At 71.5% G+C, this 14,144-nt stretch carries 12 protein-coding genes, 3 tRNA genes and 1 pseudogene; 9 read left to right on the forward strand and 7 right to left on the reverse strand.

Translation table 11 applies throughout. The features are described from left to right. Nucleotides 1-85: 85 nt before the first annotated feature. On the reverse strand, nucleotides 86-1,006 hold the full coding sequence (locus tag C8E87_RS41365) for a universal stress protein (RefSeq protein ID WP_133878784.1): 921 nt from the start codon (nucleotides 1,004-1,006) through the stop codon (nucleotides 86-88). A 239-nt stretch (nucleotides 1,007-1,245) separates the two neighbouring features. Between C8E87_RS41365 and C8E87_RS41370 the strand changes: the two genes are divergently transcribed. The 3 genes from C8E87_RS41370 to C8E87_RS41380 all read left to right on the forward strand — a co-directional run bounded on the left by C8E87_RS41370 (nucleotide 1,246) and on the right by C8E87_RS41380 (nucleotide 3,897). Beyond that, nucleotides 1,246-2,157, forward strand: coding sequence for an ABC transporter ATP-binding protein (locus C8E87_RS41370; RefSeq protein ID WP_133878785.1), 912 nt, complete (start codon nucleotides 1,246-1,248; stop codon nucleotides 2,155-2,157). Then, nucleotides 2,154-2,903: an ABC transporter permease gene (locus C8E87_RS41375; RefSeq protein ID WP_133878786.1), complete on the forward strand. Its 750-nt coding sequence runs from the start codon at nucleotides 2,154-2,156 to the stop codon at nucleotides 2,901-2,903. Before C8E87_RS41370 ends, C8E87_RS41375 begins: the two co-directional genes overlap by 4 nt. Before the next feature lie 112 nt (nucleotides 2,904-3,015). After that, complete coding sequence (locus C8E87_RS41380; RefSeq protein WP_133878787.1) at nucleotides 3,016-3,897, forward strand: S1 family peptidase; 882 nt, start codon at nucleotides 3,016-3,018, stop codon at nucleotides 3,895-3,897. 46 nt (nucleotides 3,898-3,943) lie between these two features. Here the strand turns inward: C8E87_RS41380 and C8E87_RS41385 are convergent. The 3 genes from C8E87_RS41385 to C8E87_RS41395 all read right to left on the reverse strand — a co-directional run bounded on the left by C8E87_RS41385 (nucleotide 3,944) and on the right by C8E87_RS41395 (nucleotide 4,181). After that, nucleotides 3,944-4,016, reverse strand: a tRNA-Gln gene (locus tag C8E87_RS41385). A 12-nt stretch (nucleotides 4,017-4,028) separates the two neighbouring features. Further along, nucleotides 4,029-4,101, reverse strand: a tRNA-Leu gene (locus tag C8E87_RS41390). Between the two features lie 7 nt (nucleotides 4,102-4,108). Beyond that, nucleotides 4,109-4,181 (reverse strand) — tRNA-Arg (locus C8E87_RS41395). 204 nt (nucleotides 4,182-4,385) lie between these two features. On the opposite strand from C8E87_RS41395, the gene C8E87_RS41400 reads away from it, so the two are divergent. Both C8E87_RS41400 and C8E87_RS41405 read left to right on the forward strand, forming a co-directional pair. Next, nucleotides 4,386-4,709 (forward strand): ArsR/SmtB family transcription factor, encoded by a 324-nt coding sequence (locus C8E87_RS41400; protein WP_133878788.1) that lies wholly within the window; start codon nucleotides 4,386-4,388, stop codon nucleotides 4,707-4,709. Continuing rightward, entirely contained in the window at nucleotides 4,706-5,191 is a 486-nt protein-coding gene (locus tag C8E87_RS41405; RefSeq protein WP_133878789.1) for an SRPBCC domain-containing protein, read from the forward strand. The genes C8E87_RS41400 and C8E87_RS41405 overlap by 4 nt, the downstream gene beginning before the upstream one ends. On the opposite strand, the gene C8E87_RS41410 is transcribed toward C8E87_RS41405, so the two are convergent. Continuing rightward, on the reverse strand, nucleotides 5,136-6,446 hold the full coding sequence (locus C8E87_RS41410; RefSeq protein WP_133879271.1) for a M1 family metallopeptidase: 1,311 nt from the start codon (nucleotides 6,444-6,446) through the stop codon (nucleotides 5,136-5,138). The genes C8E87_RS41405 and C8E87_RS41410 overlap by 56 nt on opposite strands. After that, nucleotides 6,443-10,306 carry a Pls/PosA family non-ribosomal peptide synthetase gene (locus tag C8E87_RS41415; protein WP_133878790.1) on the reverse strand — a complete coding sequence of 1,288 codons (3,864 nt, stop codon included), beginning with the start codon at nucleotides 10,304-10,306 and terminating at the stop codon, nucleotides 6,443-6,445. Before C8E87_RS41415 ends, C8E87_RS41410 begins: the two co-directional genes overlap by 4 nt. A 138-nt stretch (nucleotides 10,307-10,444) precedes the next feature. On the opposite strand from C8E87_RS41415, the gene C8E87_RS41420 reads away from it, so the two are divergent. After that, nucleotides 10,445-10,894 carry a hypothetical protein gene (locus C8E87_RS41420; protein WP_133878791.1) on the forward strand — a complete coding sequence of 150 codons (450 nt, stop codon included), beginning with the start codon at nucleotides 10,445-10,447 and terminating at the stop codon, nucleotides 10,892-10,894. Here the strand turns inward: C8E87_RS41420 and C8E87_RS41425 are convergent. Then, a complete protein-coding gene (locus C8E87_RS41425; RefSeq protein WP_133878792.1) occupies nucleotides 10,881-12,017 on the reverse strand; it encodes a glutamate--cysteine ligase in 1,137 nt (378 codons plus the stop codon). The two genes, C8E87_RS41420 and C8E87_RS41425, sit on opposite strands and share 14 nt — an antisense overlap. 25 nt (nucleotides 12,018-12,042) lie before the next feature. Between C8E87_RS41425 and C8E87_RS44820 the strand changes: the two genes are divergently transcribed. The 3 genes and pseudogenes from C8E87_RS44820 to C8E87_RS41440 all read left to right on the forward strand — a co-directional run bounded on the left by C8E87_RS44820 (nucleotide 12,043) and on the right by C8E87_RS41440 (nucleotide 13,997). Next, nucleotides 12,043-12,765 (forward strand): helix-turn-helix domain-containing protein, encoded by a 723-nt coding sequence (locus C8E87_RS44820; RefSeq protein WP_203720884.1) that lies wholly within the window; start codon nucleotides 12,043-12,045, stop codon nucleotides 12,763-12,765. 268 nt (nucleotides 12,766-13,033) lie between these two features. Beyond that, nucleotides 13,034-13,144 (forward strand): annotated as a pseudogene (locus C8E87_RS46145) (IS5 family transposase); the annotation flags it as partial. A gap of 73 nt (nucleotides 13,145-13,217) precedes the next feature. Next, on the forward strand, nucleotides 13,218-13,997 hold the full coding sequence (locus C8E87_RS41440) for a hypothetical protein (protein ID WP_133878793.1): 780 nt from the start codon (nucleotides 13,218-13,220) through the stop codon (nucleotides 13,995-13,997). Nucleotides 13,998-14,144: the final 147 nt, after the last annotated feature.

Genomic DNA, 14,144 nt, shown 5'->3' on the forward strand with positions numbered 1-14,144 from the left:
ACCGCGCTGATCGCGCCGGCATCGGCGGCCGACCGGCGGCCGATCGGACGTCGCACCGGCGCTGCCGGCCGGCGGACCGGCGAGATCAGACGAGGAACACCGGGCACCCGGCGCGCTCCAGCATGGTCCGGCTGATCGACCCCAGCATGGTCAGCGGGTGCGCCCCGCTCCCCCGCCGGCCGACCACGACCGCGGCCGCGTGGTGGGACAGCTCCGTCAGAGTGTTCACCGGGTCGTCGTCGACGGTGCGGTGGTGCACGATGACGCCGTCGACGGTCTCGACCCGGCTCGCGGACGCCAGACTCCGCCCGGCGCGCACCACTATGAGCTCGCACCCACGCAGGTGTGCCTCTCTGAGGGCGAACTGAGCGGCCGGGGTCGACACTCCGGCGTGCTCGACGCCGACGACCAACGGCCGGTTGCCGAAACCGGGTCCCGGCGGCCAGCCCGGCATCCGCACCACAAGCATCACCCCCGGATGCAGTCCGGCCAGCCGGTGGGCCAGGCTGAGCCCGAACGCGGAGCCCCCTCGGCCGTGCCGGTGCCCGACGACGAGCAGGTCCGCGTGCCGGGCCTCCAGCAACAGCGACGAGGAGACCGAACCGACGGCGAACCGGCTGGTCACAACCGTGGACGGCGTGGACGTACGCACCCGGTCGGACAATCGCTCCAGCAGCTCCGCGCCTGCTCCGCGGGCCGGTCCACCCGGCCGGCCAGGATGGCGCACCGTCATGATCTTCAGGGCCCATCCACGCAGCTGTGCCTCGATCGCCGCCTGATCGACCGCGGTGCAACTCGCCGGGCTGTCGTCGGCGCCGACCACGACCAGGCCGGCCGCGGCGGCGATGTCCGGCGGCCGGGCGGCAGCGGGCGCACTCACGCCGGCCGGCCGGGTGGCCGCCTCCAGATAGCGGTTGAGGGCGTCGCCGTATCGCGTCGGCCGGTCGGATGCCGCTACGCGTGCGTGGGCTTCGCGTTGCGCGAGGTGTCTGTCGAACTCATCCATGACGCCCTCCAGCGGTGCGCTACCCCCGGACGCCGGCGGCACTGCCCGCACCTTCAGCTTGGCCACACGGCCGTCCCGCCGGAAGAGACTCAAGGCCCGCGAGCGAGGGCCGGTAGGTGCTGTTCACTGTGGGCAAAGGTCAGTCAGGCTCGGCGGCCGCCGACGAGCGGGTCCTTCGACCCCGGAAAGGGGCTCCTCGGCCGCATCGGTGCGGCCGGCGACGCCTCTAGCCTGTGGGCGTGGACGTCGCGCTGCGCATCGAGAATCTGCGCAAGAGCTACGGATCGGCGCCGGCCGTCGATGGAGTCGACCTGACGGTCGAACAGGGCCAGATCGTGGGCGTCCTCGGACCCAACGGATCGGGCAAGACGACCACCGTGGAATGCGCCTACGGCCTCCGCCGGCCCGACTCCGGGCGGATCCGCGTCTTCGGCCTGAACCCGCTGTCCGAACCCGGCCGGGTGGCCCGGCTTGTGGGCACCCAGCTGCAAGACTCGGCGCTGCCCGACCGGATCCGGGTCGGCGAGGCGCTGCACCTTTTCGCCGCGCTGGCCCGTAGCCCGGTCGACGAACGCCAGGAGCTCGAGCGGTGGGGCCTGGCCGCCAGACGACGGGCGAGCTTCGGCAGCCTGTCCGGGGGACAGCGGCAGCGGCTCCTGGTGGCGCTGGCGCTGGTCGGACGCCCGCGGCTGGTCTTTCTCGACGAGATGACCACCGGACTCGACCCGAACGCCCGCCGCGAGGTGTGGGACCTGGTCGAACAGGTTCGCCGCGGCGGCACCACGGTCGTTCTGGTGACCCACTTCATGGACGAGGCCTTCCGGCTCTGCGACCGGGTCGCGGTGCTGAAGGACGGTCACAAGGTCGCCGACGGCACGCCGGGCGAGCTCATCGACCGGTACGGCGGCGGCACGACCGTACGCTTCAGCGTGCCGCCGCAAGCAGAAGTACCCCGCCTGGCCGAGCTGCCGGGCGTTCTGACGGCCGAACGCGTCGACGGGCGGATCGAAATCCGTGGGCGGGGCCCGTTCCTGGTGTCGCTGGGTCACACGCTCGCCGTCGCGCACCTCGACGACGTGGAACTGGACGTACGCCGCCCCAGCCTCGAGGACGCCTACGTCCAACTGGTCGGCCCGGAGGCGTCGCGATGAGTTCCGTGCGTGCCCTGACCTGGATCGAGCTCAAGCTCTTCCTGCGCGAGCCGGTGACGGTGGTGTTCACCCTCGCGCTGCCGCCCCTGGTCCTGTTCGTGTTGTCCGAGGTCTTCGGCGACGCGCCCGACCCGCAGGGCGCCGTGTTCCGGGGTGTGGGCGGCTCGACCTATTACCTGCCCGCCTACATCGGCCTGGTCGTCGCCTCGCTCGGAGTGATCGGACTGCCCGTCCATCTGGCCGCCTATCGCGAGCGTGGAGTGCTGCGCCGTTTCCAGGCAGCACGTGTCCCCGTGCGCGCGCTGCTGGCCTCCCAGCTCGCCGTGCTGGCGGCCGGGGTGGTCGCCGGCGCCGCACTGCTGATCGGGCTGGCCGCCGTCACCTCGGACATCCGGTGGGCCGCCTCGTGGCTCGGCGTCGTCGCCGCCACGGCGCTGGGCGTGATCATGTTCGCGGCGATCGGTGTGCTGCTCGGTGCGGTCATGCCCACCGCGCGAGCCGCTCAAGGCATCGGGCTGTTGCTCTGGTTCACCATGATGATGGTGTGCGGCGCCGGTCCCCCACCCGAGGTGCTCACCCCCGCGCTCACCTGGATCGGAGAACTGCTACCGCTTCGGCCACTCGTGATCGCGGTGCAGGATCCCTGGTTGGGCTTCGGTTTCAACTGGGCCCAGGCCGGGGTGCTCGCTGCGGTGGGGGTGGCCTCGGCGGTATTGGCGGTGCCCGCGTTGCGGCGCCGTTCGTAACCGCGGCGACGGACGCCGCAGGGTCCCGGGCAGAGCGACCGCGGCGCGGGTAAAGAAACCGTCAAGGCGACGCCAACGGTGTCCTGACGTACGGCTTCGGATCATGGGCGGCATGTCGAAGTTGCTTGCGGTCTGTGTCGCGATCGTGGTGGCTGTGACCGGCTCCGCGCAGCCGGCGTTCGCCATCGCCAACGGGGAGAACGCGCGCGAGGGTGCCTACCCGTTCGCGGTTCTGCTGACGATGACCGGGCTGCCCGCGGCGGACGGCGGCACCCGGGACAGCTCGTGCTCCGGCGCCCTCATCGACCCGCGGTGGGTGATCACGGCGGGGCACTGCTTCCGCGACGGCGCCGGCAAGCGGGTCAGCCGGACGGTGGCCGGGAGAACCACGGCGATCATCGGCCGTACGGAGGTGAAGGGCACGGGCGGCCACGAGGTCGAAGTGGTCGGGGTGAAGCAGTCGCAGACGACCGACGTGGCCCTGGCCGAGCTGGCGGAACCGGTGAAAGGCATCAAGCCGCTGCGCGTCGGCACTGTCCCGCCTGACGTGGGCACGAAGCTGCGCCTGACCGGGTTCGGCCTGATCGCCCGGGACGGCGGCTATGTGCCCGCGACCCGCCTGCAGACGGGGCGCTTCGTGATCGACGCGGTCGGGGACAGCCTGATCGAGACCTCGGGCCGCGCGCCGCACGCCGACACCAGCCCGTGCCCGCACGACTCGGGCGGGCCCTACTTCACCGAGTCCCGCAGCGCGGGCCCGGAGCTGGTCGCGGTCGTGAGCAGCGGCCCCGGCTGCCCGCACACGGGTCCGGACCTGAGCGCCCGTACGGACAACATCAGCGACTGGATCGCCGCCACCGTCGACGGATCCGGCACGCTGCCGCTCAAACCGATCCTCGCCGGGGTGGCGGGACTGCTGACGCTGCTCGTGCTCGGAGTCCTGCAGGCATTGAGACGGCGCCGGCCGGCGACACGAGCAGTTTCGTTCACGTGATCCCGAGCAGCACCGACGTGTAACGGGGGCGGCTTGGGAAACGCTGCTGCGGGCGGAGGATTCGAACCTCCAACCTTCCGGTTCAGAGCCGGATGTGCTGCCAGTTGCACCAGCCCGCATGGGCAAAGCTGTGCCGCGAGCGGGATTCGAACCCGCACTGTGCCGTGCTTGAGGCGGCTGCCTCTGCCGTTGGGCTACCGCGGCCGACCCGCGTCCTCGGAGAGATTCGAACTCCCGGCCCTCGGATCCGTAATCCGATGCTCTTTCCGCTGAGCTACGAGGACATGAAAAACCGCCTTCCCCGTACGGGGTGAGGCGGCGTGAGCAGCACAAAAAGCTAACTCAATCGCCGCTGCCGGGTCTGTCGCAACATCGGGAGGCCCTCCGGGGAAGTGGTGTGGTGTGGTCACCAAGCTACGAGACCGTCCCCGGCGCGGCAACGGATTAACCGTTGCGCAGGGCGACCCGGTGGGGCAATACTTAGCCGCGTGGCTAAGTATCAGGAACTCGACGCCGTCCTCGTCGCGCTGGCTGATCCGACGCGGCGGGGTGTCGTCCGGCGGCTCGGCGAAGGCCCCGCCAGCGTGGGCGATCTGGCCGGCGCATTCCCGATCACTCTGCCCTCGTTCCTGAAGCACGTCCGCACCCTCGAGTCGGCGGGCCTGATCCGTACTGCCAAAACCGGCCGCGTCCGCACCTGTGTGCTCAACCGCGAGCGCCTCGCCGTCGTCGAGGACTGGCTGGCCGAGCAACGCAGCGTCTGGGAGCAGCGCACCGACCGTCTCGAACGATTCGTCACGGAGGAAGAATGAACCCCGAACTCGACCTGAGCCTGCAACGCGTCATCCGTGCCCCGCGCGCGAAGATCTGGCAGGCGTGGACCGATCCCGGCAAGTTCGCGCAGTGGTATCTGCCCGCCCCCGCCGTGTGCCGGGTCGACCGTCTCGAGGTACGGCCGGGCGGTGGGCTGGTGACCCGGATGAGCGAGGACGGCGTCACGTTCGTCCCGCACATGGACGCGGTGTTCCTGCTCGCCGAGGAACTCGAACGGATCGTGTTCACCAACACCATCGACAGCTCGTGGCGGCCCGCCGACGCGCATCCGGTGCCGCTGACCGCGGAGATCACGCTTGCCGAGCATCCGGAGGGGACCGACTACCGCGTTCTCGTCCGGCATGGCGACCCCGCGGCCCGCAAGCGCCACGAGGACATGGGGTTCAGCGACGGCTGGGGCGCGGTCACCGACCAGCTGGCGCGAGCGGTGGCAGAGCCGGCCGGTCCAGCCAGTCGGTGAACAAAGCGTCCAGAGGCCCCTCAGCGAAACGCGACGCGTGCTGCCGGAACCCGCCGGTGGTCACCAGCCCGTGCCGGTTCTCGCCGACCCACGAGCGCAGCATGGCGAAGAACGCGTCGTCACCCAGCCGGACCCGTAACGCGTGCAGAGCGACCGCCCCGCGCTTGTAGACCAGCGGGTCGAACATGCGGTCCACGCCCGGGTCGGCGACGGCGATGTCCTGTGGCTGCGAGGAGAGCCAGATGTGCCAGCGGGTGGCGTGGCTGCCGGCCGAAGCGCCACCCGAGGCCGCCGACCACAACCATTCCGCGTATGTGGCGAACCCTTCGTTGAGCCAGATGTGCCGCCAGTCGGCGACCGTCAGGCTGTTGCCGAACCACTGGTGGGCAAGTTCGTGCGCGGCCAGCCGTTCATGGGTGCGCCGCCCGTCGAGGTGGTTGCGGCCGAACACGGCCATGCCCTGCGCCTCGATCGGGTCGTCGAGGTCGTCGTCGGCCACCACCACGGTGTACTCGCGGAACGGGTACGGCCCGAACAACCTCTCGAAGGTTGCCATGATCTCGCCGTGCCGGCCGAAGTCGTGCCGGAACACGGTACGCAGGCGCGGCGGGATGGCCGCTTTCTGGGCCGCGGCCAGCTCGATCACCTCGTACCGGCCGATCTGGACGCTCATCAGGTACGGCGCGGTCGGCTCGTTGCGCTCGTAGACCCACGTGGTGGTGCCCGCCCCACGCCGCCGCGTGACGAGGTCGCCGGTGACGATCACCGCGTACGGCGTGGGAGCCGTCAACCGCACCAGAAAGGTCGCCTTTTCGAGCCGGTCGTTGCACGGGAACCACGACGGCGACCCGTTGGGCTGGCTGGCCACCAGCACGCCGTCGGTCAGCTCGTCCCAGCCCAGGTCGCCCCACCGGCCGGACAGCGGGACGGGCTTGCCGGCGTACCGGATCTCGACCTTGAAGATGGCGCCGTAGCCGATCGCCCTCTCGGGTTTGATGCGCAGCTTGCCGGCGCGGTGGGTCCAGGTGGCGCGCCGCCCGTCGACGCGCACGTCCTCCACGCGGAGCTGGCCGAGGTCGAGGCTGAACCGGGTCAGTTCCTGCACCGTGCGGGCGGTGATGGTCGCCTTGCCGGACAGCCGGTTGGCGGCGACCCGGCAGTCCAGGTCGAGGTCGTAGTGCAGGACGCGGTAGCCGCCGTTGCCGTGCCGGGGAAGGTAGGAGTCGGTCGAATGATCGACGCCCGGTGGGGTCATGCCCAGGTCGCGATCGGGTTGCCCAGCCACCGGCTGTCGCCGGGCACGGCGTCGCCACGGGTGACCAGGGAGCCCGGCCCGACGGTGGTGCGGGCGCCGATGCTCGCGCCGGGCAGCACGATGCCGTGCGGGCCGAGGGTGGCGCCCGCGGCCAGGGTGACCTCATCCATGCTCATGATCCGATCATGGAACAGGTGGGTCTGCACGACGCACCCCCGGTTGACGGTGGCGCCGGGCCCGAGCCGGACGAGGTCGTACTCGGGCAGCCAGAACGTCTCGAGCCAGGCGCCGCGGCCGATTTTCGCACCCAGCGTACGCAGCCACAGGGTGAGCAGTGGAGTGCCGGTGGCGAAGCGGAACAGCCAGGGCGCCGCCAGGACCTCGACGAACGTGTCGGCGAGCTCGTTGCGCCAGACGAACGACGTCCACAGCGCGTGGTCGGTGACCCGGAACCGGCCGACCAGCAGCCACTTGGCGGCGCTGGCGGTGAGCGCGGCGACGATCGTGGCGGCGAACACGACCGGACCGGCGGCCAGCACGGCCGCCCACGGCCCCAGCTCAGACCACACCACAGCGAGCGCGGCCGCGACGAGGACGGCCAGGGCGCCGAACAGCATGACCGGGACCATCCGGCACAGCTCGACGGCGGCGCGAGCCAGCTTCAGACGTACGGGCGGGTTGTAGGTCCGGCTGGTGTCGGAGGACCCGACCGTGCGGCGCAACGGCATCGGGGGCGCGCCCAGCCAGGACGAGCCCTTCTTGGCCTTGCGCGGGGCCGACGACAGCACGCCGACCAGCCCTCGTTTGGGCACCGAGCGGCCCGGGGCGGCCATGCCGGAGTTGCCGAGGAAGGCCTGTTTGCCGATGCGGACCGGGGCGACCCGCAGCCAGCCGTGGCTCAGCTCGTACGTGGCGACCATCGTGTCGTCGGCCAGGAACGCGCCGTCGGCGACGGTGGTCATCGCGGGCAGCGCCAGCACGGTCGACACTTCGGCGTCGCGGCCGATCCGAGCGCCGAGCAGCCGCAGCCAGACCGGCGTGAACAGGCTGGCGTACATCGGGAACAGGGCGGTGCGCGCCATCCCCATCAGGCGTTCGGTCGTCCACACCTGCCAGGCCACCCTTCCCCGTACGGGGTGGAAGCCCTCGCGCAGGCCGACGCTGAGCAGCCGCACGCCCGCGAGGACCAGCAGCGCGTACGAGAGGAAGTAGGCGACCGCGGCCACCGGCACCACCAGCAGCGCGCCCCCGAGCGTCGACTGCGTCAGCAGCAGGGCCAGCGCGGGCAGCACGGCCACCACCGGAAGCAGGCCCAGCAGCTGCGCGGTCACGCTGTAGGCGGCGACCCAGAGGCGGGAACGGCGCTCGGGCCGGCGGGCGGGCCAGGCCGCCTTGTCCTTGGCCGCGCTCGGGGCGGCGGGCGAACCGGCCCAGCGTTCGCCCGCGGGAACGGCGCCGGCAACGGTGGAACCCGCGTCGATCTGCGCGCCCTTGCCGACCCGCGCGCCCGGCATGAGCGTGCTGCGGGAGCCCACGCGCCCGCCCGCGCCGACGCGCACCTTGCCGATGTGCAGGATGTCGCCGTCGACCCAGTGGCCGGACAGGTCGACCTCGGGTTCGACGGCGGCGCCGCGGCCCAGCTTGAGCAGGCCGGTGACGGGCGGGGCGGAGTGCAGGTCGACGTCGGGGCTGATCTGCGCGCCGAGTGCCTTCGCGTACGTGATCATCCAGCCTGCCCCGGCCACACCTGTCGCGCCGGTCAGCTCGGCCAGCCGCTCGGCCGCCCACAACCGCACGTGCACGCTGCCGCCGCGCGGATAGTCGCCGGGGCGCACGCCGCGCAGCAGCACACGAGCGCCACCCGCGGCCAGGGCGATGCGGCCGGGCGGGCTGAACAGCAGCAGCCAGGCGGCGCCGACCCACCACCACGACACGTCGGGCGCCCACGCGGCCGGGATGAGATTGCCCACGGCGGCCAGGACCGTCAGCCAGCGCAGCCCGACCAGGGCGAACAGGGGCAGCGCGAGCAGGCCCTGCAGCAGGCCGGCGCGCCGCGGCGTGGGCCGGACCTCGCGGCGGACCCGGGCGGTGGCGCCGAGCGCGTCCAGCACGGCGGCCATCCCGGCCAGCGTGGGGTGCTGGTAGACGTCGGCCACCGACACCTGCGGGTGCTTTTCCCGGATCCACGCCACCAGCTGCGCGGCGTTGAGGCTGCTGCCGCCGCTGGAGAAGAAGTCGGCGCGGGACTCGGACGGGCGTACGCCAAGGATCTTTTCCCAGCCCTCGGCCAGCCAGGCCTCGGTGGCGCTCAGCGCGGCGGCGCCGTCGCCCGCGGAGGCCAGGGGCCAGGGCAGGGCGGCCCTGTCGACCTTGCCCGACGTGCGGGTGGGCAGGTCGTCGACGACGGCCAGCAGCGGGACGAGCGCGGCGGGCAGCTGCTCGCGGATGCGCTCGGCGGCGGCCACCGTGTCGAAGCCGGGCTCGCGCGGCACCAGGTAACCGACCAGCAGCTGGTTGCCGGCGGCGGTGCGTTTGACGGCGGCGGCGGCCCCCGCCACCCCGGGCAGCGCCTGCAGGGCGGCGTCGACCTCGCCCAGCTCGATGCGGCGGCCGCCCAGCTTGACCTGCTCGTCGCCGCGGCCCAGGAAGAGCAGGCCCTCGGGCTCGGCGCGCACGATGTCGCCGCTGCGGTAGGCACGTTCCCAGCCGAGGGCGGGCAGCGGGGCGAACTTCTCGGCGTCCTTGACCGGGTCGAGGTAACGGGCCAGACCCACCCCGCCGATGACCAGCTCGCCGGTCTCCCCCATGGCCACCGGCAGCCCGTACGGGTCGACGACGGCAAGCTCCCAGCCGGTCAGGGGCAGGCCGATGCGTACGGGCGCCTCACCGGTCATCCGCGCCGCGCAGGCGACCACGGTGGCCTCGGTGGGCCCGTACGTGTTCCAGACCTCGCGCCCCTCGACGGCCAGCCGCTCGGCCAGCTCGGGCGGGCACGCCTCACCCCCGAAGATCAGCAGCCGGACGTCGTCGAGCGCTTCCACCGGCCAGAGCGCGGCCAGCGTCGGCACGGTGGAGACGACCGTGATGCGCTGCTCGGCCAGCCAGGGACCGAGGTCGACGCCGCTGCGCACCAGGGAACGGGCCGCGGGCACCAGACACGCGCCGTGCCGCCAGGCGAGCCACATCTCCTCGCAGGAGGCGTCGAAGGCGACCGACAGGCCGGCCAGGACACGGTCGTGCGTGCCGATCGGCTCGGCGTCGTCCTCGGCCAGGAACAGCTGCGCCTCGGCGTCGACGAAAGCCGCCGCAGCGCCGTGCGGGACGGCCACGCCTTTGGGGGTGCCGGTGGAGCCGGAGGTGAAGATGATCCACGCGTCGTCGGAGGGCCGGGGATGACCGGGGCGGCCCGCCGGCGTACGGCGCAAAGTGATCTTCAGGTTGTCACCGATGACGGCGCTCACGGCGGCCTCGGCGAAGACCAGCTCGGCACGTTCGGCGGGGTCGTCGGCGTCCACCGGCACGTAGGCGGCGCCCGCCGCGAGCACGCCCAGGATCGCGAGGTAGAGCTCGGCAGTGCCGGAGGAGACCCGGACGCCGACCCGGTCACCGGCGCCGATGCCGTGCCCGGCGAGCTCGGCCCGCACGGCGTCGACCCGGCCGGCCAGCTCGCGATAGGTCAGCGCCACCCCGCCGGCGTCGAGCGCACGGGCGTACGGGTGGGCCTGCACTGTCGCGTCGAAGACGTCGACCAGGGTGCGGCGTACGGGCGCGGAAGCGGAGTGGAACAGGGCCGGGGACTCCGGCTCGACGTCGATCGCGGGTAGGTCGATCAGGCGCGGATCAGTCGTCGTCGCGGTCACCGGGTGTGCACCATTCCTAGCGCTGGGTTCGGGGCAACGTCCAACGTTACGGGCGGGACAACGGGAAATGGCGCGGATGTGTCGATTGACACGGACGTACGGCCCCGGCCCTTGACCGAATGGCGGAGGATGGACCCCATGATTGCCCGGCGCCTCGTCACCGTCCTGGCCACCCTGCTGGCCGCCCCCACGCTCGGTGCCTGCGCAAACCCGGCGCCCGCCCCCGAGGCCCGGCGCGGCGAGCCCACCACGGCCACCGTCCGCGCCGCAGCACGCGAGGCCCACCCGGCCGGCCGGCGCGAAACCGCCGTACGCAATGTGCCGCAGGCCTTCCCGCTGCCACCCGGCAGCCACGTGACCGACCTGTCCGACCGCGGGTCCGGCGCCTCGTTCACGCTGACCGCGCCCGACCCCGAGTCCGTGCTCTCGTTCTACCGCCACCAGCTGCCGCGCGGGCCGTTCACGATCGTCGCCGACACGTCCGCCCCCGACGGCGCCACCAGCCTGTCGTTCCGCGACGCCGATGGCTGGGCGGGCGCGATCTACGCCACCGCCCGCCGCGTCACCGTCGCCGTCAAACGGGCGTGAGGCTTTCCCGCAGCTCCCGCACCAGCGAGGACACCACCGCCTTGAGGCTGCCGTCGTTGGCCGCGGCCACCCGCAGCTGCCGCTGATAACTGGCGCCGCCCGCGACGATGTCCCGGACCCTCTCGAGCTCGGCCGAGCAGCCCAGCGCCTCGGCGATCGGCGCCAGCGCGGGCAGCAGCTGCTCGAGGTCCTTGGTGACCAGCAGCTCGTCGCCGGCCGCGTTCTGGATGATGATCGCTTCCATGCCGTAGCGGGCGGCCCGCCACTTGTTCTCGCGCACGAACCACGGCTGCATCGCCGGCACGCCCCAGCCCGCGTCGAGCTCGCGCGAGAAATGCTCGACCAGGCACTGGGTCAGGGCGGCGATCGCCGAGATCTCCCAGGCGGTCGGGATGCCGTCGAACGTACGGACCTCGATCGTGCCCCACTTGGGCGACGGCCGGATGTCCCAGCGCAGCTCGTTCAGCTCCTCGATCACGCCGGTGTGCAGCAGGTCGGCCGCCAGCGCCTCGTACTGCGACCACTCGCTGAACTGCGGCGGCAACCCGGCCGTGGGCAGCTGCTGGAACATCAGGGCCCGGTTGGAGGCGTACCCGGTGGTCTCCCCGGCCCAGAACGGGCTCGACGCGCTCAACGCCTGAAAGTGCGGCAGATACGTGAGCAGCCCGTCGATGATCGGCAGCACCTTGCGGCGGTCCTCCACCGCGACGTGCACGTGCACCCCCCAGATCATCATCTGCCGTCCCCACCAGCGGGTCCGGTCGATCAGGGTGTCGTAGCGCGGCTTGCCCGGCGTCACCTGCTGCTGGAACCACTGGCTGAACGGGTGCGTGCCCGACGAGAGAAGATCAACACCCCTTGGCTCCGCGTACGCGGCGGCGCGCTCGACCAGCCGGGTCAGATCACCGACAGCGTGCGACACCCGGTGATGCGGCGCGCTGACGACCTCGATCGTGTTGGTCAGCAACTCGCCGGTGACGTGCGGAAAGCCCGCCGACGAGCCGAGCCGGGACAGCAGCTGCGGGGCCGCGGGCGCCAGCTCGCCGCTGCGCCGGTCGACACAGGCGATCTCCCACTCGATCCCTAGACGCGATCGTTCCGATCGGGCGAAGTCGATTCCCATCGTCATACTCTACGAACTGACCCGCTTGGTCCTTACGGCTGACAATCCTTCGCCGTACGGGGTGCAGGCCGTAGCGTGCGCGACGGGGAGGAAACACCCCGCCGGCGCGGTCACCGGCGTCGCTGCCCGGCTCGGCGTCGACCCGGTCGACTTCCGCTTCGACGCCATGGACCCCATCTCGGCCGCCGCCAACCGGCGCTGGGCCGCCACCGTCACCTACCTGACCCGCCTGCTGTCCGCGCCCGGCGAGGCAGACCTGCACCCGCTGATGCTGACGGCCGCCCTCGAAACGGCGGCCACGGCGGCCGTCACCGTCTTCCCGAACTCCACCATGACGCTCGACTACGTGGCCGACCCCGGCCAGGTCACGCCGGCCGCCATCCGCCGCGCCGTGGCCTATGCGGACGCCAACGCCGCCTCGCCGCTCACCCCGCAGAACATCGCGGACGCGGCCGGCGTCGGGGTGCGCGCCCTGCAAACCGGTTTCCGCCGGCACGTCGGCACCACACCCATGGGCTACCTGCGCCGGGTACGCCTCGAACGCGCCCACCGCGACCTGCAAGCAGCCGATCCCCACCAACGGCGACACGGTGGCCGGCATCGCGTACCGCTGGGGCTTCGCCAACCTGGGGCGTTTCGCCGCCCGCTACCACTCGGAGTTCGGCCGCCGTCCCAGCCAAACCCTGCACACGTGAAACACCGTCCGTCGTGGACGGTTTCCGGTGCGCCTCGTGCGGGCAGACGCTGAGTGTCCCCGTCCGCCGGGTCGAGCTGCCGCCCCACCCGACACCCGCGACAACGACCGCGTCCCGACGCCCGTCCGCTCCTGCCCTCACCACAACCCGCTGGCGCGGTCGCAGCCTCAGAGCCACCCTCCACCGCGACGATCCCCCAGCCTGACCAGCGCCAATGTGCTGGCCCGTGCGGTCTCCGGTGTCGTGCCCGTGGTGGGGCTGGTGGGCCACGGCGAACCCGATGCCGTACAGGTTGTATCTGCCGTTCGTTGAGCTGGCAAGGTGATTGAGCGACTTCCGTATCGAACGGATCTGTCGGATGCCCGGTGGGCGTTGATCGAGCCGGTTCTGGTGCCGTGGCGGGCGGCGCAGCGGGCTCCGGGGATCAGGCCGCCGGTTCACGTGATCACGTACGCGGATCTGATGTGAGTACGTCGGCCCAATCGTCTTTTGTTAAGTTGCGGGCATGGCCCGGTTGACGGAAATTGCGTTCTGCCTACCCACCACCTCCCCCTCGCAACAATTCATTCGTGACCTGCGCAGGCTGCTTGCCGACGTCGCCTACGCCACGAGCGGACCCGCCGATAGCCTGATTTTGACCCCGCCGGCGCCGGTCTCCGCACGTCCGATAACCGTGGTTCGGCTGGCTGATGTAGCGGCACCCCAGGTAGCCCTCGACATCGGCCGCACCATCGGGCTCGCTGGAAGCGGCCCCACCCCCCGTCGTGACCACGTCGAACTGGCCGACCTCGCGGACCGTCTCGCCGGGAGCGTGGGGCGCATCGATCACACAGGCGTCAATCTGCCCTCGCAGGCGGTCTCCACGGAGGAGTGGGACGGGTTGGTGCAGGACATAGCTGCCTCCGCGGCGATGTACCGCTATCCAACCGGGGAGCAGTGGCCATTCGTGCTTCCGTCGACCAGCGCGGAATTGATGGCCGACATACGCGACTTCCTCGTCGGACGCGAGCCTCGCTTCGAACTCGTGCACGACACCTGGTACCCGTATACGACCTGGCAGTTCGCGCTGTGGACAACGCTGACCCGCACCGAACTAGAGGAATTGTTCCCGGATCCCGTCGGGATCTCCATTCCCGGTCTCGAGGACATCTTCCGTACCGTCTACATCCGGCACAGCTGGTCGGACCTGGAGATTCGTTTCGATCTCTGCTTCCGTATCCCAGACAGCCCATCGGATTGGGAAACCGGCGAGTGGCTGGTCAAGCATGGTGGCCGGATCAAGTGACGATCAAGTGACGTCCTCAACTGCCGCGATTCGCTTGCCTGCCTGGCATCGCGGCGGTGGCCTATCGGAGTGCCGTCCCCGGCCACTGGTAAACGAAGGCCGCCGGCGGGAGCTCGTCTCGGGTGAGCAATCGGACCAGTTCGTCGA

It is taken from the genome of Paractinoplanes brasiliensis (genome assembly GCF_004362215.1).
GTDB lineage: Bacteria > Actinomycetota > Actinomycetes > Mycobacteriales > Micromonosporaceae > Actinoplanes > Actinoplanes brasiliensis.

Excerpts from the sequence above, each read along its gene's own strand:
- C8E87_RS41380 (WP_133878787.1), top strand. The coding sequence starts at position 3,016 with ATGTCGAAGTTGCTTGCGGTCTGTGTCGCGATCGTGGTGGCTGTGACC.
- C8E87_RS41425 (WP_133878792.1), bottom strand. The coding sequence starts at position 12,017 with ATGGGAATCGACTTCGCCCGATCGGAACGATCGCGTCTAGGGATCGAG.
- C8E87_RS41420 (WP_133878791.1), top strand. The coding sequence starts at position 10,445 with ATGATTGCCCGGCGCCTCGTCACCGTCCTGGCCACCCTGCTGGCCGCC.
- C8E87_RS41410 (WP_133879271.1), bottom strand. The coding sequence starts at position 6,446 with ATGACCCCACCGGGCGTCGATCATTCGACCGACTCCTACCTTCCCCGG.
- C8E87_RS41405 (WP_133878789.1), top strand. The coding sequence starts at position 4,706 with ATGAACCCCGAACTCGACCTGAGCCTGCAACGCGTCATCCGTGCCCCG.
- C8E87_RS41365 (WP_133878784.1), bottom strand. The coding sequence starts at position 1,006 with ATGGATGAGTTCGACAGACACCTCGCGCAACGCGAAGCCCACGCACGC.
- C8E87_RS41375 (WP_133878786.1), top strand. The coding sequence starts at position 2,154 with ATGAGTTCCGTGCGTGCCCTGACCTGGATCGAGCTCAAGCTCTTCCTG.
- C8E87_RS41440 (WP_133878793.1), top strand. The coding sequence starts at position 13,218 with ATGGCCCGGTTGACGGAAATTGCGTTCTGCCTACCCACCACCTCCCCC.